Annotated in this window: 21 protein-coding genes; 10 read left to right on the top strand and 11 right to left on the bottom strand. The window is 54.3% G+C overall.

From position 1 onward, the window contains the following. On the top strand, nucleotides 1–824 hold an 824-nt coding region (locus tag Q8W24_RS01675; RefSeq protein ID WP_305474163.1), incomplete at its 5' end, for a copper resistance protein B. A 232-nt stretch (nucleotides 825–1,056) separates the two neighbouring features. Beyond that, complete coding sequence (locus Q8W24_RS01670) at nucleotides 1,057–1,878, top strand: protein-glutamate O-methyltransferase CheR (protein ID WP_305474160.1); 822 nt, start codon at nucleotides 1,057–1,059, stop codon at nucleotides 1,876–1,878. 8 nt (nucleotides 1,879–1,886) lie between these two features. On the opposite strand, the gene Q8W24_RS01665 is transcribed toward Q8W24_RS01670, so the two are convergent. The 5 genes from Q8W24_RS01665 to Q8W24_RS01645 form a co-directional block, all read right to left on the bottom strand. Beyond that, nucleotides 1,887–2,396: a GNAT family N-acetyltransferase gene (locus Q8W24_RS01665; RefSeq protein WP_303432379.1), complete on the bottom strand. Its 510-nt coding sequence runs from the start codon at nucleotides 2,394–2,396 to the stop codon at nucleotides 1,887–1,889. Between the two features lie 29 nt (nucleotides 2,397–2,425). Then, nucleotides 2,426–2,788 (bottom strand): YacL family protein, encoded by a 363-nt coding sequence (locus tag Q8W24_RS01660; RefSeq protein ID WP_303432377.1) that lies wholly within the window; start codon nucleotides 2,786–2,788, stop codon nucleotides 2,426–2,428. Nucleotides 2,789–2,911: 123 nt separating this feature from the next. Then, the gene (gene rnt, locus Q8W24_RS01655; protein ID WP_303432375.1) at nucleotides 2,912–3,592 is read right to left on the bottom strand and encodes a ribonuclease T; all 681 of its coding nucleotides are present in this window, start codon (nucleotides 3,590–3,592) and stop codon (nucleotides 2,912–2,914) included. Between the two features lie 14 nt (nucleotides 3,593–3,606). Further along, complete coding sequence (gene pyrC, locus Q8W24_RS01650; protein ID WP_305414919.1) at nucleotides 3,607–4,644, bottom strand: dihydroorotase; 1,038 nt, start codon at nucleotides 4,642–4,644, stop codon at nucleotides 3,607–3,609. 187 nt (nucleotides 4,645–4,831) lie between these two features. Next, entirely contained in the window at nucleotides 4,832–6,028 is a 1,197-nt protein-coding gene (locus tag Q8W24_RS01645) for an MFS transporter (protein ID WP_303432370.1), read from the bottom strand. 187 nt (nucleotides 6,029–6,215) lie between these two features. Here Q8W24_RS01645 and rpe point away from each other — a divergent pair, with 187 nt between their 5' ends. The 6 genes from rpe (at nucleotide 6,216) to cmoB (ending at nucleotide 11,901) form a co-directional block, all read left to right on the top strand. Then, on the top strand, nucleotides 6,216–6,920 hold the full coding sequence (gene rpe / locus Q8W24_RS01640; protein WP_305415013.1) for a ribulose-phosphate 3-epimerase: 705 nt from the start codon (nucleotides 6,216–6,218) through the stop codon (nucleotides 6,918–6,920). Between the two features lie 24 nt (nucleotides 6,921–6,944). Then, a complete protein-coding gene (locus tag Q8W24_RS01635) occupies nucleotides 6,945–7,664 on the top strand; it encodes a phosphoglycolate phosphatase (protein WP_303432368.1) in 720 nt (239 codons plus the stop codon). A 47-nt stretch (nucleotides 7,665–7,711) separates the two neighbouring features. Continuing rightward, complete coding sequence (locus Q8W24_RS01630; RefSeq protein ID WP_305414921.1) at nucleotides 7,712–8,350, top strand: hypothetical protein; 639 nt, start codon at nucleotides 7,712–7,714, stop codon at nucleotides 8,348–8,350. Next, nucleotides 8,350–9,849, top strand: coding sequence for a DNA recombination protein RmuC (gene rmuC / locus Q8W24_RS01625; protein ID WP_305414923.1), 1,500 nt, complete (start codon nucleotides 8,350–8,352; stop codon nucleotides 9,847–9,849). The genes Q8W24_RS01630 and rmuC overlap by 1 nt, the downstream gene beginning before the upstream one ends. A 211-nt stretch (nucleotides 9,850–10,060) precedes the next feature. Continuing rightward, nucleotides 10,061–10,801: a carboxy-S-adenosyl-L-methionine synthase CmoA gene (cmoA, locus tag Q8W24_RS01620; RefSeq protein ID WP_303432362.1), complete on the top strand. Its 741-nt coding sequence runs from the start codon at nucleotides 10,061–10,063 to the stop codon at nucleotides 10,799–10,801. A gap of 50 nt (nucleotides 10,802–10,851) precedes the next feature. Continuing rightward, nucleotides 10,852–11,901, top strand: a complete 1,050-nt coding sequence (gene cmoB, locus Q8W24_RS01615; protein WP_305414926.1) for a tRNA 5-methoxyuridine(34)/uridine 5-oxyacetic acid(34) synthase CmoB — start codon at nucleotides 10,852–10,854, stop codon at nucleotides 11,899–11,901. Between the two features lie 145 nt (nucleotides 11,902–12,046). Here cmoB and Q8W24_RS01610 read toward each other — a convergent pair whose 3' ends face one another. Both Q8W24_RS01610 and nadC read right to left on the bottom strand, forming a co-directional pair. Then, nucleotides 12,047–12,766: a hypothetical protein gene (locus Q8W24_RS01610; protein WP_303432359.1), complete on the bottom strand. Its 720-nt coding sequence runs from the start codon at nucleotides 12,764–12,766 to the stop codon at nucleotides 12,047–12,049. 68 nt (nucleotides 12,767–12,834) lie between these two features. Then, nucleotides 12,835–13,698, bottom strand: a complete 864-nt coding sequence (nadC, locus tag Q8W24_RS01605) for a carboxylating nicotinate-nucleotide diphosphorylase (protein WP_305414928.1) — start codon at nucleotides 13,696–13,698, stop codon at nucleotides 12,835–12,837. A gap of 308 nt (nucleotides 13,699–14,006) precedes the next feature. On the opposite strand from nadC, the gene ampD reads away from it, so the two are divergent. Continuing rightward, entirely contained in the window at nucleotides 14,007–14,570 is a 564-nt protein-coding gene (ampD, locus tag Q8W24_RS01600; RefSeq protein WP_370693293.1) for a 1,6-anhydro-N-acetylmuramyl-L-alanine amidase AmpD, read from the top strand. Beyond that, nucleotides 14,567–15,526, top strand: a complete 960-nt coding sequence (gene ampE, locus Q8W24_RS01595) for a regulatory signaling modulator protein AmpE (RefSeq protein WP_303432356.1) — start codon at nucleotides 14,567–14,569, stop codon at nucleotides 15,524–15,526. The genes ampD and ampE overlap by 4 nt, the downstream gene beginning before the upstream one ends. A 78-nt stretch (nucleotides 15,527–15,604) precedes the next feature. Here ampE and Q8W24_RS16870 read toward each other — a convergent pair whose 3' ends face one another. From Q8W24_RS16870 to Q8W24_RS01580, 4 genes are all read right to left on the bottom strand, one after another. Next, nucleotides 15,605–15,964 (bottom strand): PilZ domain-containing protein, encoded by a 360-nt coding sequence (locus tag Q8W24_RS16870; RefSeq protein WP_303432355.1) that lies wholly within the window; start codon nucleotides 15,962–15,964, stop codon nucleotides 15,605–15,607. Between the two features lie 378 nt (nucleotides 15,965–16,342). After that, a complete protein-coding gene (locus tag Q8W24_RS01590) occupies nucleotides 16,343–16,735 on the bottom strand; it encodes a globin (RefSeq protein WP_305414929.1) in 393 nt (130 codons plus the stop codon). A 523-nt stretch (nucleotides 16,736–17,258) separates the two neighbouring features. Beyond that, complete coding sequence (locus tag Q8W24_RS01585; protein ID WP_303434834.1) at nucleotides 17,259–17,732, bottom strand: Dps family protein; 474 nt, start codon at nucleotides 17,730–17,732, stop codon at nucleotides 17,259–17,261. Nucleotides 17,733–18,043: 311 nt separating this feature from the next. Beyond that, nucleotides 18,044–18,973: a tRNA dihydrouridine synthase gene (locus tag Q8W24_RS01580; RefSeq protein ID WP_370693295.1), complete on the bottom strand. Its 930-nt coding sequence runs from the start codon at nucleotides 18,971–18,973 to the stop codon at nucleotides 18,044–18,046. Nucleotides 18,974–19,121 lie beyond the last annotated feature (148 nt).

The following is a 19,121-nucleotide window of genomic DNA, read 5'->3' as shown; positions in this document are numbered from 1 at the left end:
ATCATGGTGAGATGAATCATGGTGAGATGAATCATGGTGAGATGAATCATGGTGAGATGAATCATGGTGAGATGAATCATGGTGAGATGAATATGCAAGGTGGAACAGCACCTGCTGATGCACGTGATCCTCATGCCTACTCGGGCGGCTACACGTTGACCTCAGGTCCTTACGCGAGGCCAGGGGATCGGCAGCTACGTCTGGCCGACGAGCATCACTTCTCGGCACTGATCATCGACCAGTTCGAATGGGCGCAGCACGATGGTTCAACCTCCTCACGATTGGGTGGCGAATACTGGTATGGCACCACATGGGATCGGGCTGTGGTACAACTCGATGGCGAACACCAGCAAGGTGACACCGAGGCCGAGTTAGGCTTGTATTGGCGTCATGCGGTGACCGCTTTCTGGAATACCCAGCTTGGTGTGCGGTATGACACTACGCCAGAGCGGTCTCGGTACTGGGTCGGTGCCGGGTTTCAAGGGTTGGCTCCTTACTGGCTGGAGAGCCAGGCGATGGTGTTTGTGGGCGAGCAGGGCATTACCCGGTTGGAGCTGGAGACCGAATACGATCTGCTGCTGACCCAGCGCTGGATTCTCGGACTGGAAGGGAAATTAACAGCCGCTGGCAAACGAGATCCACAAGATACGTTTGCCCAAGGCCTGAATGACACACAGTTCAGTGGCCGCTTTCGTTATGAATTCAGCCGTCAGTTCGCACCGTATGTCGGGGTTGAACGTCGTCATGTTTATGGTGCAACGGCAGATATACTGGGTGAGTCTGCGGCCACAGAGTGGCTGCTGGGTGTGAAAGCCTGGTTTTAAATGTGTCTGGCTGGTTTGCCTGTGTCTGTGCTGGTTTGTGAATAGTCCACCGATGACCTTTGAACGTCATTGGCGCAATGTAGGATGATCCTTGGTGTGGCTGTGGTCTGGTAACAAATACTGCTTGCGGTGTTTTCCTGTTTACGGCTGTTTCTCGGTTTACGGCTATGCTGATAAATAGCCGATGTAGATTTCAGACCTCTGGTTGGCGCCGGATTTTTCAGGATTGACTATGACATTCCAGATCACAGCGAATGAATACCGACGGTTTCAAGATATGCTGGAGCAGTCCAGTGGCATTGTGCTGGGAGACGGCAAGGATTATTTACTCAGCAGTCGCCTGAAGCAATTACTGGCCCAGCAGCAATTGGGCTCGATTACTGCGTTGCTGGATAGCCTCGACGGCGACCAGCGTTTGCAGGAAAAAGTCATCGAAGCCATGGCCACCCACGAAACACAGTGGTTTCGGGATGATTCCCCTTATCGGGTATTCCGCGAACGTTTGTTGCCAGAACTGGCGGCGTTACGTCGGCCGCTGAGGTTGTGGTCTGCGGCCTGTTCGTCGGGGCAGGAACCTTATTCATTGAGTATCGAAATCGAGGAATTTCGCCAGCGTTCACCGGGCCGTCTGGCGGTCGGGGAGCAGATTCTGGCGACGGATATTTCCCAGGCGGTGCTGACGCAGGCGAAGGACGGCGTTTATCCGTCATTGGCCATGACTCGCGGCATGCCGGAGCCATACTGGCGCCAGTATTTTCAGCCTCTGGCAGAAGGGCGCTGGCGGCTGGATTCGCGTATCAAGCAGCGGGTCGAGTTTCGCCAACACAATTTGCAGCATGGTTTTGACGGGCTGGGCCGCTTCGATGTGATTTATTGCCGCAATGTGCTGATTTATTTTGCAGCGAAGTTGCAGCTGGATTTGATCAAACGCCTGCATGGCAGCCTGAACCCGCAGGGTTATCTGGTGCTTGGGGTGTCCGAGCAGGTGCAGAATCTGAGGGAGTATTTCGAGACGGTGCCCTGCCACCCGGGGGTGATCTATCGGGCACGTTAATCGGTTGGTCAGGGGTTAGGCAATGACAAGGTCATATCATGCCAGTGCAAGCCACCGTGGTTGGAGGCGGACTCTGACTGGTAGATAAACCCGCAACGCTGGTAAAAACGGATGTGATGGCTGCGGCACATCAGGTGAATCCGTTGCTTGTGGAGACGGCGCATATGCTCAATGTAATTGAGGAGCAAGGTGCGGCCCCAGCCATGGCGTTGCCAGACCGGGTGAATCACCACCGACATCACAACGTTCTCCGGGCCTTCCGGGTCGTGGCCAAGCAACTGCTTGAAGTGTTCGTCGTCCATGGCTACCTTGAAGCAGCAACCGGAGTTTACAAAGCCAATGATGGCGCCAGCCAGCTCCAGTACCAGAAATCCTTGCGGATACTGCTCAATGCGCCGCTGGATGGTCTCCAGAGTGGCGGCTTCATCCCCTTCGTAAGCGCTGTGTTCAATGGCAAAACAGGCGCTGGCATCGGCCGCTTGTGCCAGTCGTATACGGTAATCGGTATGGACGTACATGGTGACTCCAGAAATCGACAATGGTCAGCTCAGCTGGCGATAAATTCTTTCCAGGCTTGCAGCAGCTCAATAAAGTCTTCCAGCCCGCAGCCTGTGGTCAGGTCGTAATCATGCAGGATCAGGTCCTCTTCCAGATCCAGGTCTTCGTCGTACAGCAGCGTGTTGGAGGCCAGATCGACTTCATGTTGGGTCATTTTCAGAATGGTTTCTTTGCCCTGCCAGCGATAATCCCGCAAACCACCGGATTGCAGTAATTCTGCAGTGGTGATCAGTGCGCGCAGGTGTTTCAGATCGTCGCCTATTTCGTCGGTTAGCCAGTGGCTAAGCAAAGAATGTTCTTCATCAAGACGGGCGACAGGCTTGTTGCCTTCAAACCAGAATTCGTAGTCCAAGGGGAAATCTCATATTGCGTGCAAGAGTGAAACATCAACACATTCAGGTTGCTGCAGCGTGATGGTCGCAACCCATCGGGCTTCACCAAAAACGCCGCTGGTCATGATCAGCGGCGTTTGGTATCAGTCTGACAACTCGGTACCGGGTTTAATGTCCAAGGGCCAACCGCCCAGATCCTTGTAGCGATTGACGATAAAACAGAACAGCTCAGCGGTTTTCCAGGTGTCGTAGGCGGCACTGTGGGCGGCGCTGTTGTCAAAATCGAGCCCGGCGGTCAGGCAGCTTTTGGCCAGTACGGTTTGTCCGAGTGAGATAGCCGCAATCGAAGCGGTATCAAAGGACGAAAACGGATGAAACGGGTCTCGCTTGATGTCGTTACGCTCAATTGCAGCACGCAAAAAGGCGTGATCAAAGTGCGCGTTATGGCCCACCAGTACCGCTCGATTGCAGCCGTAGTGTTTGATCTCACGACGAATCACCTGGAACATATTGGTCAGTACGTCGATTTCAAATTCGGCATCACGTTCAGGGTCGAACGGATCGATGCCGGTAAAATCGAGGGCTTCCTTTTCCAGGTTGGCACCGTCGAACGGATGCACTTCCGCTGCCAGCGTCTGGTCGGGGTGAATATAGCCTTCGTCGTCCATGCGCAGGGTGACCATGGCAATTTCGAGCAGGGCGTCGGTATCGGAATTAAATCCCCCGGTTTCCACATCCACGACCACGGGCAAAAAGCCGCGGAAGCGTTGGGCCATTGGGGTTTTTTCCTGCTTGTCGCCGTTTCCAGCGGGAGTTGTACTCATCCTAAGCCTTATCTTCAGGAGTTTTGCAGTTGCCAGCGCAGGGTTTCACCCGCACGCAATGGCACAATGATATCGTTGCCAAATGGCATCTCGCCAGGTACCTGCCACTCGGATTTCACCAGGGTGATGGTGTCTTCGTTGCGTGGCAGATTGTAAAAATCGGGGCCGTGATGGCTGGCAAAGCCTTCCAGGTTTTCCAGCACACCGAGGTCTTCAAAAATTTCGGCGTACAGTTCAATCGCAGCATAAGCGCTATAGCAACCGGCGCAACCACAGGCACTTTCTTTGGCGCCTCTGGCATGGGGAGCACTGTCGGTGCCGAGAAAAAACTGCGGGTTGCCAGAAACCACGGCGTCTTGCAGCGCTTGCTGGTGGATATTGCGTTTCAGTATCGGCAAACAATAAAAATGCGGCTTGATGCCACCAACCAGCATGTGATTACGATTATAGGCCAGATGCTGCACGGTAATGGTTGCGGCGACGTTATCGCCCTGGCTTTGCACAAACTCAGCCGCTTCTTTGGTGGTGATATGTTCCACCACCAGACTCAGGGCGCTGTGCTTGCTGGCCAGTGGGGCCAATACGGTGTCGAGAAAGGCTTTTTCGCGGTCAAATATATCCACATCGCTGTGGGTGACTTCGCCGTGTACCAGCAGCTTCATATCGTTTTCAGCCAGTGCCGCACAGACCTCGTCGAGCTTGCCCAGATCGGTCACACCGGAAGCCGAGTTGGTGGTTGCACCTGCCGGATACAGTTTGGCCGCGACAATATGACCTGCGGCTTTGGCGGCGCTGATCATGTCGGGGGTGGTGTTATCGGTCAGGTAAAGCACCATCAGAGGGTCAAAGTGGGAATCCCCGGCCTGGGCCAGAATACGCGCACGGTACGCCAGTGCCTGTTCAGCATCCATGACGGGCGGTTGCAGATTCGGCATGATGATCGCTCGTTTCATCACCCGGGCGGTAGCCGGTACCGTGTGTTGCAGTACCTCACCATCGCGAACGTGCAAATGCCAGTCGTCTGGGCGAGTGATCGTCAAGCGGTCGGTCATGAGGTTTCCTTCTGTGCATCTTGGTGATGTTGCCCAGCGTAACGGCTGGCAACCGAATTCCGGATTGGCAGAAGCCAGGCTGACAAACGAATCCGGCAGACATAAATATTAGCCCGGCATTGTAACGCAACCGTTTTTTTACTGCTTGGCTTTGTGGGTTCAACATCCTGCCGGGTTGTGTAGAGAGTCAGTGTTTTTTTATCAAGGTTTCATTCATCCGTGATGCCATCACATACAGCCCAATCAACCCGGTGGCGGCAATCAGCTGTGAGCACAATAACAGGCTGCCAACGGTGAGGATGGCGCTGATAGCCAGTGGTGCCGCTGCCTGGCCGGAATCGGACACCAGTTTCCAGACGCCCATAAAGCGGGCGCGGCCGGTGGTGGGGGCGAAGTCGGAGCCAAGTACCATCACCAGCCCGGCACTGACGCCGTTGGCAAAACCGATCAGCAGGGCACTGAGCAACAGGCCAAGGTAGCTGTCGGCCCAGCCGAGAGCGGCGAGACCACAGGCAAACAGCAGCAGACTGGGGGCAGCAGCGGCCTTGCGTCCCCAGCGATCCATAATGATGCCTGCCGGAATAAACATCAGGCTGTCCATCAGTGCAGCGGCGGCCACCACCAGACCGATTTCGGCCACCGACAGCCCAATGGCGTTACCCGCCAGGGGTAATAACACCACTCGGCCAGCACGCATGAATTGCAGTGAAATCATTGCCAGGCCGGCACTGAGAAACGCCTGACGGTGATCGGTCAGTACGTGCATGATGGCGACCAGGCTATGGGGGGTACGGTTTACCTCGGGTTCGCCACGGTCGGCGGATACCAGCACCACCAGTAATGACAGCAGGCACAGCAGTACCAGCACCACAAAGGTAGCCTGATAACCAAACTGCACGGCGGCCAGGCCGCCCAATGCCGGGCCGAGCAGGGAGCCAATCCGCATGGCGCCGGCCATCAGTGAAATTGCCCGGCCCCGCTGGTGCACCGGTGCGCGGCTGGTGACGTACGATTGTCGCCCGATTAAAGAAAACGACATGCCGATGCCAGCGATAACACCGCCCAGTCCCAGCAGCAGAGGTGTTTCGGTCAGTGTCATCAGGCTGTAGCCGATGACGTAGCCAGCGGCCCCGAGCATCAGGCAGGTTTTGTCACCCCAGCGCCCGGCGACGATACCGGCAGGAATATCGCCTGCCAGCTGGCCAATGCCGCGAGTGGCCATCATCAGGGCGGCGATGGCTGGACTGTAACCCAGCTCCAGCACGTACAGCGGTAACAGCACCAGAATGGCGGTTTGTGCCGTGGCGGTTAAAAAACCCGGCAGATAAACCGGCCAGAACAGGCTGGTAAGTAGCAGGCGCAGTGAGGGGGCGGGTGTTGTCACAAAAAGCTCTCGTTGAAAATCGCTCGAGAGTCTAACGGCGCGCTACTAAAGTATAAACCGCTGATTGGGCAACGGCTTGTTGCTCACCGCACAGCCGGTGAATGATGTGGTCACCGAGACAGGCTGCAAAAGCGCTTCCCACCGCTTACAATGGCTGCTTGTTCATTATCCGGTGTTTATCCTGACCATGCGTGATTTTCTGATTGCCCCTTCAATTCTTTCTGCTGATTTTGCCCGTCTGGGAGAGGATGTTGCCGCTGTGCTGGACGCCGGTGCCGACGTGGTTCACTTTGATGTGATGGATAACCATTACGTACCGAATCTGACGATTGGGCCGATGGTATGCAAGGCATTAAAAAAATATCTTGATAACCATGGCTATAAGGCACCGATAGACGTTCATTTGATGGTGTCGCCAGTGGATAGCCTGATCGCGGATTTTGCTGATGCCGGAGCCACTTATATTACGTTTCATCCGGAAGCGTCGGAACATATCGACCGCAGCCTGCAGTTGATCCAGTCGTTGGGCTGTAAGGCTGGTCTGGTGTTTAACCCGGCTACGCCATTACATTACCTCGATTATGTGATGGACAAGCTTGATGTGATCCTGCTGATGTCAGTCAACCCGGGGTTTGGTGGCCAGTCGTTTATTTCGGGTACACTGGATAAGCTGCGCCAGGTACGTCAGCGCATCGATGCGTCCGGGCTGGATATTCGTCTGGAAATCGATGGCGGCGTCAAGGTTGATAATATTCAGGAGATTGCCGAAGCCGGGGCCGATATGTTTGTTGCCGGGTCGGCGATTTTCAACCAGCCGGATTACCAAGCCGTGATTGACCAGATGCGTGCACAGCTGGCGGCCAGTGCTGTTTCGCCTTCTCGCAACGATTAAAATCCATCAAAAGGTATTGCTGATATGTCGATCTGGAGTGAACCGGTATTAACCTGTTTTTCGGCCCGTGAAAAAGCGGTTCCGCAAGCGCTGCTGTTTGATCTGGATGGCACCTTGATCGATAGCGTACCGGATCTTGCGGCGGCGATTGATCAAATGCTGGTGCAACTGGGCCAGGCTCCCGCCGGGGAGACACTGGTGGCAGAGTGGGTCGGTAATGGTGTCGATATGCTGGTACGCCGGGCCTTGTGCCAGGGGAATGACCTGCAGGCTCTGGCACTGGATGACGCCGATGTTGCTGCTGCCCAGGCCTTGTTTGATCCGTTTTATCTGGCTCACCTGAATGACGCCACTGGCGTTTATCCCGGCGTTACCAAGACTCTGACCACCCTGGCGGTACTGGGGATTCGTATGGCGCTGGTGACCAACAAGCCCCGAGCTTTTACCGAAGTGATACTGGATTCTCTCGGCTGGCAGCCGTACTTTGATGCTGTGGTGTGTGGTGATGACTTGCCGCAGCGCAAACCCGATCCGGCGCAGTTGTTGTACGCCTGTGAGTTGATGGCAGTCGAGCCACAGCAAACCATGATGGTGGGAGATTCCCGCAACGATATGTACGCTGGCAAAGCCGCCGGTTGTGTCACGGTGGCGGTACCCTATGGCTATAACCACGGCGAAAATATTGCCACCTGTCAGCCCAACCTGCTGATCCATTCTCTGGCTGAACTGATCGAACCGGCATAAACCGCACGGAATATACCGCCGCATCGGCCGCAACAGGGGGACGCAGTATGCATTGGATGGCATGGGTGATCAGTCTGGTTCTGCTGAGTGGAGCCACCCTGGCTGAGGTCAGTATCCGTTTGCCGCAACCGGACTGGTCCAGTATCCCGGTGGCGGCTTCTAACCACGCGTTTGAGGATGGATTGCATCCCTATCTGGATGCTGCCTATGGCATCAGTGCATTCGATTGGCCTGATGATAAAGACCAACCGGATGATGACGGTCAGGGGGCGGTGTTAGGGCGTTTTTTGCGGGTAGGCGGTGGTTACAGCTGGCATTCGATACTGTCGGTTGGCGCGGCTGCCTGGCTTTGGATGGGGGATGACGATGATCCGGACGACGAGAGCATGAATCCGGTCTATCAACAACACGGCGTGGCATTCAGTTGGGATGTGCGGGCGATGTTGCCGATCGGGTCCGGGTCTGGCCCCTGGCTGGGGTATGGCAACATCTGTTTGCGTACCCGGGCTGTACGGCTGGAGGCGGTTCACCGGGTATCGGGCTGTACGCCAATGTGGCAAGCCGGATTGACCTTGTCGGCGGGGTCGCAGGGGTATCCTGTGGCGTTGAATCTGGAATACGGCCGGGCAGATATTGATGATGTGCAGAGCTATGTCATCAGCGCCGGATTGAGAGGAATGTTCTGATGGATCGATTGACCCTGGCTGCGTTGTTTCCGTTTGAGTCCCAGATGGTGGGCAGTTACGTCTTGTTGGCGCTGTCTGGTTTGATCTCCGGTGTGCTGGTAACGGCACTGATCATGCGACATCGCTCCAGAACTGCGGCGAGCTTGATGCAACAGCAGTATGAACAGCGTATTTCCTTGCTGGAAACCGAGCTGAAAGAAACCGGTGTGGCATTGCATGCATCCCGCACAGAAGCCGCTCGCTGGCAGGAGCGTGGTAATGCTGCGGTGATGCAAAAGCAGGCGCTGGAAAGTGAACGCAAGGCGGCCCAGTCATTGTGGCAAAACCGCTTGGCCGATTTGCAGCAGCGTTTGAGTGAATGCCAGACAGAGTTGGCCAGCGAGCGTCAGGGGCGGAAAATGCAGCAACAGCATGCCGATGAAAAACTGGCCTTGCTGCAGCAGAACAAGGAGCAGCTGTTGCAGGAGTTTGAACAGTTGTCGCAAAAGATCTTCGAACAGAAACAGCAGCAGTTTACGCGTCAGAGCCAGCAAGGGCTGACCAGCTTGCTGACACCGTTTCGGGAGCAGCTCGATGGCTTGCGCAAAAAAGTCGAGGATGTGCACATCAGTGACACCCGTGACCGGGCTTCTCTGCAGGCGCAGATTGTGGAGTTGCACAAGCTCAACCAGCATATGTCAGCGGAAGCGCATGCACTGACGACGGCCTTGCGGGGTGAAACCAAAACCCAGGGCAACTGGGGAGAGATGGTGCTGGAAACCGTGCTTGAACGCTCCGGGTTGCGCAAGGGCGCTGAATATGTCCGTGAAGAAAGCCATCAGGACGACAGCGGCCAGCGTTATCGGCCGGATGTGATTATCCGCTTGCCGGAAGGCAAGCATATCGTGGTGGATTCCAAGGTATCGCTGAATGCCTATACCGATTATATCAATGCCGACTCCGAGCTGGAGCAGGCCGCGGCATTGAAGCGGCATATCGAATCGGTGCGTAATCACGTTCGCAGCCTCAGTGACAAGGCTTACCAGAATCTGAACGGATTGAATTCGCCGGATTTTGTGTTTCTGTTTATGCCGGTTGAACCCGCATTCATGCTGGCTTTTCAGCACGACGAAAGCCTGTTTAATACTGCCTTTGAACAAAAAATCGTGGTGGTAACGCCAACAACCTTACTGGCGACGTTACGTACCGTTGCCAGTTTGTGGGCGATTGAGCGACGTAACCAGAGCACGGAAAAACTGGCCGATCAGGCTGGCAAACTGTACGACAAGCTGGTGGTGGTGGTCGAGAAATTCGAGAAAGTCGGCAGCCAGCTGACAACGGTAAACAAGAGTTACGATGAGGCCTGGAACTCGCTGAAATCTGGCCGGGGCAATTTGCTCAGTCAGGCCGACAGCTTCCGCAAGCAGGGGGTGCGGGTCAAAAAGGCCCTGGCCAAAAACCTGGTGGATGATGCCAATGCCGAAGCGGAATTACACGAATCACTGGCAACACCACCGTAGGGCCTGGCTGTGTCCTCGGCCGTTGATCCTGCTTTTCTGCGGCCGCTGCCCCGGTTTTTTGTCCGTGCCGTTGCGTCCCTGCTCCTGTTGATAAACGGCTGATTATTGGCTGGTTTCTCCGCCCCGGTTGTCGCTGTGATACCATGGCGATTTGTGATTGCCAGCGTCTGCCAAGACGAACTGGCCCTGATAAGTGACCAGAGACAGCCGTATGAACGAGCGTGACGACCTCTACCAGACTCGTGAATCCCGCAGTGCCGATTTCCGTTTTGATGACGCCGTTGCACGGATATTCCCCGATATGATCAAGCGTTCCGTCCCCGGCTATGCCGAGACGGTTGCCATGTCTGGCATTATTGCCGGACGTTACGCTCAGGATAATACGCATCTGTATGACCTTGGGTGCTCGCTGGGTGCGGTGACACTGGCGATGCGTCACGGGGTCCGTGCCCAGGGGTGCCAGATTATCGGGGTGGATAACTCGGCGGCGATGCTGGAACGCGCTGCTCACTATATCGCTCTCGATGATCACTCCCTGGCGGGTGATTCGGCGGCGGTGGAATTATTGCAGGCTGATATCTGTTCATTGGCGCTGGAAACAACATCGGTGACGGCGCTGAATTATGTGTTGCAGTTTATCGCCCTCGATCAGCGTCTCGATTTGCTGACCCGTATTGCAGAAGCCACTGTGCCGGGTGGGGCGCTGATCCTGTCGGAAAAAATCTGCTTTGATGAGGCTGAACAGCCGGTGCAGGATGCCTTGCACTGGGATTTCAAGCGCGCCAATGGCTACAGTGAAATGGAAATCGCACGCAAACGTACGGCGATTGAGAATTATCTGATTCCAGAACGCGAAGAGGTGCACCGCCAGCGCCTGTTGGCGGCTGGATTCCGTCAGGTAACCCGCTGGTATCAATGTTTTAATTTTGTTTCATTTCTGGCGGTGCGCTAATACCGTTAACGCACGTTGGTTTTTGTTCCCTTCTTTTTTGAGTCTGCTTCATGCCCGTTGATGTTTCTCCTCTGTTTGCTGATCTGGATGCTGCTGACGCAGCGACCCTGTTGCCGCTGTTTGATGACGTGCTGAAGGCGATGCGCGAGGAGGGCAGCCGGATGGGCCGCTGGGCCGATGTCTTGCCCGGTCAGTTACAGGATTTGCTGGTTACTCGGGAACATGGCGATCAGTCCCGTTGGGTGGACGCCTTGCGTTTGTTGCCATCACTGACGGCGCTTGATTGTGATCTCAATGCCGATGATCTGGCGATTACCAGCGCTGCTTGTACTGCGACACAGGCGCAAGCGATTGAAGCCGGGCTGAGGGGGCTGATGCCGTGGCGCAAAGGGCCGTTTCGGATTGTTGATAGCCATATTGATACTGAATGGCGCTCCGACTGGAAGTGGCAACGGTTGGCGCCTCACCTGTCGGATCTGACCGGGCGTACGGTTCTGGATGTTGGCTGCGGCTCGGGCTATCACCTCTGGCGCATGCTGGGTGCCGGTGCGTTCCGGGTGCTGGGAGTGGATCCTTCGCGGCTGTTTCTGATGCAGTTCCAGGCCATCAAGCGCTATGTCGCCGCAGCACAGGGCGTGGCTCCCCGCGCAGACCTGTTGCCGTTCAAAATGGAAGATGTCCCTGCTAACCTGAAAGCCTTTGATACTGTGTTTTCGATGGGGGTGTTGTATCACCGCAAATCGCCGATTGAACATCTGGAAGAGCTGCGCGGGGCATTAAAACCCGGTGGTGAGCTGGTGCTGGAAACGCTGGTGATTGATGGTGTTCAGGGGGAAGTGCTGATGCCGGAAGATCGCTACGCCATGATGCGGAATGTCTGGTTTATTCCAACGGTTGAGACCTTGTTGTTGTGGTGTCGGCGTACGGGTTTCCGTAATGCTCGCGTGGTGGATCTGAACCGGACCTCGCTGGATGAGCAGCGCACGACCGATTGGATGCGCTATAACTCGCTGGTGGATTTTCTGGACCCGGAAGATATATCAAAAACCGCTGAGGGGTATCCCGCTCCGTTGCGGGCGGTGATTATCGCTGAAGCATAAAAGGCTGGGGCTGGGGACGAGGTGAGTGATATCGATTGCCGACAGTATCCCGCACTCCAGGCCCATACTCCATGCTCACGCCCAAGCTACTCTCCAGACTTATCGGGAAGTCCTATCGGGGGAAGTACAGTAAGCAACGACGTATTTACTGCTCCGCTGGCGGGTTGACCGCAGGGCTGACAGGGTCCCGTTCTGCGGTGGCCGCTTCTTGCATTTGCTGCCCGGATTTTACGCCCAGCACCTTGCCTTCGGTATCGGTGATCAGCCAGTTGCCGGTTAATCCGATGGTCAGTCTCACGGTGTCGTTAAACTCGAACAGGCCTGCCGGTGCCCGGCTGTGGAGAAAATCCATAAAACCGCCATCGGTGATGGGATGCAGTTCTTCGGCCGTCAGATGCTGGTAATTTTCAGGGCCAAAGATCGAGCCACCGCTGTTGGGCAAATAATAAAATACCTGGTTATCACTGGTCTGAATGGCTTTTAACGTGTCGCTGTTCAGGGTCTGGGCATAGAGTATTTCATAACCTTGCGGCGGGAAGGCAACGTACAGCGCTACCGGACGGGTTGTGTGGACGGTATAGACGCCCGCAATCAGTGCAGCCAGTTGCACCACAGCAATGATACTGAGATCCATCTTCAAACTTTTTTTCGCTGGATTGAATACCAGCAAGGTCAGTGTCGGCCCCAGTACCAGATCAACCCCGGCAATCATCAGCAGTGCCTGATGCCAGCCTTGATCGGCTTCGCTGAGAATGCCGGGATACCAGACACCAAATACCAGTGCCACCAGAATAAAAAACAACACCAGGCTAATGCCAAAGTGGGCAGCAAAGGCCTGATAACGATTCCATGAGGTCAGATGCATAAAAGTCCCCTTTATATAAAGATTCGTTATAGATTTTTTGTGATCAACCGTCTGTGACCAATGCCATGTCAGAGTGTAATACGCATGGATAAGTCAATCGCTTTACAATCCTTGGTCAGTGCACCGATAGAAATATAATCGACACCGGTGCGTGCGTAAGGCAGCAGGGTGGCATCGGTAATGCCGCCTGACGCCTCCAGTTTGACCGGGCCAGCAGGACGGTGAGTGGTGGCAGCACGGGCGTGTTGTACGGCGATGGTCATTTCTGCAGGAGTGAAATTATCCAGCATGATGATGTCGGCATCGGCGTTGATGGCTTCATCCAGTTGGGTCATGGATTCCACTTCTACCTCGACGGGTTTACCCGGGGCAATGTCACGGGCTGCGGCAACGGCCTGAGCAATACCACCGCAAGCCATTATATGATTTTCCTTGATCAGAAAGGCATCGTACAAGCCTGTACGGTGGTTAAAACAGCCACCGACGCTGACAGCGTATTTCTGTGCGATACGCAAGCCGGGCAGGGTTTTCCGTGTGTCGAGCAATTTGACCTGGGTGCCCGTGACCCGATCGGCATACTGTCGACACAATGTGGCGGTAGCGGACAGGGTTTGCAGAAAATTCAGCGCACAGCGCTCGCCGGTCAACAGGCTGCGGGATGATCCCGACAATTCAAACAGTACCTGATCAGGCCGTACCCATTCACCTTCGGATACACGCCAGATAACCTGAACGTTTGGATCCAGTTGACGGAAGACTTCATCAACCCAGGCTTTGCCGGCGATGATGGCTCGTTCGCGGCTGATAATACGGGCGTGGGAGCGTTGCTGTACCGGGATCAGGCGGGCCGTAATATCCCCACTGCCGACATCTTCGGCGAGGGCGGTGGCAACGGCGGTGGCAATATCGGCAGCGTGTAGGCTCAGGTTCATGGTATGGCTCTTGATACGAATTGTAGGACGGATAACAGATACAAGGTGTTGTGCCCCTCCGGGCGACCGGGTCGTCTCTGGGTCGCGGGTCATGATGGCAGGTCACGGTGGCGGTGAATATTACACGGAACGCGGCGTTGGTGCATGGCGACTCGCAACACCGGGACCAGCAGCAGTTCTGGCTGCAACAGTGCCAGCCACGACGCTGGCAAGGGTATCTGCAAGAATGCTGACTCTGTCTAACGGGGTTGTATAACAGATACGGTGTATTATAAACGCTGAATAAACATAAAAAGCGGGGAAAACCGTTGATTCTGGATGTACAAGACGGGCGTTTGCCCGATGCGCTTTGGGTGCCATCCCCCAACTTTGGCCCGCGTCCGCCAGAGGCGGTTGTGTCTTTGCTGGTGATTCATAACATCAGTTTGCCTCCAGGTCAGTTTGGCACGGGGTGTGTGCCGCGATTTTTCACTAATCAGCTGGCTGCGGATGAGCATCCCTATTTTGCGGGCATTGCCGATTTGAAGGTCTCCAGTCATTTTCTGATCGAGCGGGACGGTACGCTTTACCAGTTTGTGAATGGTAATGACCGTGCCTGGCACGCTGGCGCTTCATGTTACAAAGGTCGACCAGACTGTAATGATTATTCTGTTGGTATCGAGCTGGAAGGCTGTGATGACACACCGTACTCTGATATGCAATATCAGGTACTGGCGCAGGTAACGATGGCTCTGCGTCGCTATTACCCCATGATTGGCAACCGTATAGCAGGTCATAACGAGATTGCACCAGGTCGCAAGACGGACCCGGGTGCGGCATTTGACTGGCCGCGCTACCTGAATTCCCTGAAACCAGATGAGTATGTCTTATGAAATTTCTGATTTTGTTTATTGCGCTGTTGCTGCAGCAACAGTTGCCTCGGGCTCGTCGCTGGGGGCAGGGAGACCTGTATGGTCGCTGGTTGGGGCTGTGGCAACGTTGGGCGGGGTTTGAACGTCAGGGTGCTCGCACGCGGTTTCTGCTATTGGTCATTCTGCCCAGTATTCTGGTGACCTTGTTGTTTATCTGGCTGGAGTCGTTTGCCTGGGGGTTGCTGGCAGCGATTGCAGAAATCGGCTTGTTATTACTGGTCTTGTTTCAGGCCAATGTTGGCGGTGGCCTGAAACGCTACCGCGAACATCTGGCTCATGGTGATGTGCAGGGTGCGTTTCTCTGTGCGGAAGAAACGGTTTCCGTGCCTGGGGTCGGTTTATCAGCGGATGCAGAAAGTCTGAATGCCCAGGTGTTGCATACTGTGCAATACCGTTGGTTCGAGTATTTTTTTCTGATGGTTTTCTGGTACATGTTCGCCGATGTAGGAGGCGTGGTGCTGGCCTGGCTGACACTGCATTTTGTTCGTGCCCAGGAAGCCGCCGCACTCATGGCGGAGGATGACGTACCTCAAACGACGGCAGCGGATTGTCAGCAAGGTGAGGAATCAGAGGGGCAGACTGCTTGTATTGCGCGCTGGTGCTTGCATTGGCTGGAGTGGGCGCCTGCCCGGTTGCTGGGACTAACGTATTGTCTGGCCGGTAATATGACCGTGGCATTACCGGTATGGCGACAACTGTTGTGGAAAACGGCTATCGACAGTCAGCAAGTGCTGGCGGATGTGGCGAGCGCAGCGTTGTCTTTCAGTCATGATGGGAAGCGTTGCTGGCACAGCGCCGCAGCGGATTGTGCTGCGGCAGCTGCAGAAGTGGACGAATGGCAACGGCTGCATTTTCGTAGCATGTCTGTCTGGATGGTGGGGATTGCCGTGGCAACGATCGGAGGCTGGTTACTTTGACGATGTCATCGTATCGTCAGAACAAGTGCCTAAGCTTATTGTCGGTGGCTTGGCAAGTTGCCCTGACGAGTGACGGGTTTATGATCCCATTGGTTTGGAAGTAGTGGTTTGATAGCTTCTGATCATATTGTCCAGGGTGGTACAAGGGGCTTTTATCCGACATCCGGCGCGGTACAGACTGGGTGTGAGAGGCCTGCTCCAGACAACTTCAGCCTGGCAAAAGCCGGTGCGGTGTAGATCGAGGTCTGGCCGGATATCGACAAGCTCCAAGCTCAGTTCGGTACCGGGGGGAATGGGTTCGTAGGTTGAGATCATCAACCCGTTATCAGAGCAGTTCAGCAGTAAGCCAAGATAAGACAGGTCGTTTTGTTGAAAAACGCTGACGCTGGATGATACGTCGACTCTTGGGGTATGACGTTGTTCGGCTGGTCCGTTCATGCAAAACCTCCTTCACAGAGTGATATAACAGCCTAAAGGGGACATCTATTTAATCCTGCACGGCTCTGCGCGAGTGTTGCCGTTGTTCAGAGCAAGGCGACGAATGCAGCGAAATGACGAGTCCTTTTCAAATTCGTCAACACCGCACTGGATGGCGGCAACCCGCGCCCTTCGGGGGCTGCCGGATGATCTCGACTCGGTGTCGCCGACTTTTGACTTGACCCGTCAGGCCTGCAAGTCGGCTTCGTGATTCGAAACCATCCGGTAGCCCAGAGTGAGCACCGGATTAAATAGATGTCCCCTAAAGACTGCTTTTAAACCTGTGAGGAGGTCAAGACTAACAGTTGGATCAATAAGATATATCAGACACGTTTTTGATTAGTACATGCTCTTGATCATATCAATACTGGGTTTGAGAGTACGACGCCAGGTTGCTTCCAGCTCTGGTGAAAACTGAGGGTCATGACGAGCCAGGGTTTCCATCAAGGCATCCAGCCAGAGGCTGTAATACATCGGGTTGATATTCATTTCGGCACGGCTGTGGCTCTTTCCCAGCGCCCGGATTTTGGTGTCTGACATGCCACGGGAATGCATCACCAGCCACAAGATGCCACTACGCAGCAAGGCGCGTTGGGCTTCCATGTTGGTGTTTTTGAAGATCTCCCGAATGTCGTGTGACTTGCCAATGAATATGTCATAAAAGTCTTCAAAGAAGATAATGTTGTTGCAGCTACGGCCGTAGCTTTGAAACACGATGTCCGCATCGCTCATATATAAAACTCCTAGGTGTCTGCGCTACCTGGCTGCCCGCACTCGGATTCGAGTGCAGGTTTTCTGTTGAGATGCTTCTCTATGTGGAAGCTTTTGGGGTCTGTATAGGAACGGCGACACTCGAAACGACTACTTAACGCTTTCTCCTGATAGCATTCCTTTGATCTTATTATCAGTATTGAGGCCACCAGACTCCGCTGGCGCTTGTCAGGCAGTGGCCCGCGCTGCTGACAAATCAATAGTTGCGTCGATAAATCGTCTTACAGACCGCAAGACTAAATCCGAAGCCGGGATCATAAAAGAACTTTTAGAATGGATAAAGTAACAAATAATTTCCACAAACAACTTGTTTTTCAAGTTGAAATAAGCAGGGGGTGTTGTTTGGTAGGTATTACGTGACAATTGTGACTCTGGATTAAAAATGACAATGTTTTGATTGGTATACCGATGTGTTTGTTGTCTGGAAAGTGGCCTGCCGGTACACACCAGCAGGCCGTATCGTTTGAAACACCTGATCAGAGCATCAGTCTTCCAGCAGTGAACGTAACATCCAGGCAGTTTGTTCATGCACGGTCAGACGTTGGGTTAACAGATCAGCTGTTGGCTCATCGTTGGCGGCACCAACCAGTTCATACAGGCTTCTGGCGGTACGGGCAGCAGATTCATGACCCTGAGCCAGAATGGCTACCATCTCCATCGCTTTGGGTGGAACAGCCGGAGCGTCCGGCAGTGAGGCCAGTTCGGCAAACTGGGCATAAGACCCCGGAGCCGCATGCCCGAGAGAGCGGATACGCTCCGCGATAGGATCAACGGCATTCCAGAGTTCGGTGTATTGCGTCATGAACATCACATGCAGGCTGTTGAACATTGGCCCGGTGACATTCCAGTGAAAGTTGTGAGTGGTCAAGTACAGAGTGTACGTGTCAGCCAGTAATCGTCCCAAACCTTCTGAAATGGCCTGACGATCGCTGTCACTGATGCCAATATTGATGCTCATAATGTTCTCCCTGGTGCAAACGGTAAAATAAGTGGGTACAACAAGTTCAGTTACAGTCATTGTTGCCTGACTGACAGCTCAATAATCATGAGTATGACAGAGTGACCCGTTCAAAATATTGATCAAGCTACCAAATTGGTTCAACTATTGAGTACATGACCTGCTTCAGGTGAAAGCTTATCTGGTCTGCAGCAGCTTTTGCCATCAATACCTGAGTGTCTGATCATTTCTGTACCACCATCATAACCATTCTGCCGCCTGGCTGAGCATTTGATTGTTTGTATCGGAGCAATACCTGGGCACTATCAGAATCAGGCCGGCTGCCAGGATGCCATCGCGGCAAAAAAATCACGGCGGCTACGATGACGTCTGACGGCTTGAAAAACAGCGCTCATTTCGGCTGATTGCAGTGAATAATAATGTAGCCACTGTTTCATTCGGTCGGTGAGTTGCTTGTCTTCCAGATGTTCAAGTCGTGCTGCCAGCTGATAGCACAGCGTCAGATAGTCTTGCCACTTCATTGCCTGATAGGGAATTCCCTGTTGTTGTGCCCTGATTTGCAGGCCCAGATCCGGCTTTGCGACCAGACCTCGACCAATCATTAATAGCCGTGACTGGCTCTGTTGTTGGCAGGCTTGTGCCTGGTCGGGTGTCCAGATCTCGCCATTGGCTAATACTGGAATGTCGAGGGCTTGCTTGATCTCCGCAATCCATTGCCACCACGCAGGTGGCTTGTAGCCTTCGGTTTTGGTGCGGGCATGAACGGTGAGCCATTGGATACCGGCTGAGGCCAATGCCTGGGCATTGTCAACGGCCAGGGTCTTGTCGGTATAACCCAGGCGCATCTTGGCACTGACGGGGATATGATCCGGTACTGCGTCGCGTACGGCCCGGGTGATGGCATACAGGCGTTCAGTATACTGCAGCAACACGGCACCTCCCTGACTGCGGTTGACAGTTTTGGCTGGACAGCCAAAGTTAAGGTCAATAGCGGGTGCTCCAAGTGCAGCGACCCGTGCCGCATTGGCGGCCATCAACTCAGGGTCACTACCCAATAGTTGAATATGTACCGGTGTACCTGCCAGTGTTTTTCCACCCTGGGCCAGTTCCGGACAATATTTCAAAAAGACTCGATTGGGTAATACCGTTTGGCTAACGCGAATAAATTCCGTTACGCAGTGATCAATGCCTCCTACGGCCGTTAATATTTCCCGTAAATGGAAATCCATTAATCCCTCCATGGGTGCTAACGCAATATAAAGGGAACTGTCGGGGTCAAATGGCAACATGGCGGAACTCGCTGGAGAGGAAGGGCATTGGCTAGAAATTGGACGCGAATTGATCATTGTCTGGTGTTAGCGTCAAGTTTTTTGCCCTCTACTTTGGCCG

The organism is Oceanobacter sp. 4_MG-2023 (genome assembly GCF_030689165.1).
Lineage (GTDB): Bacteria > Pseudomonadota > Gammaproteobacteria > Pseudomonadales > Oceanobacteraceae > Oceanobacter.
The sequence above is the reverse complement of the archived record's forward strand: the minus strand, read 5'-3'. Positions and strand labels throughout refer to the sequence as shown.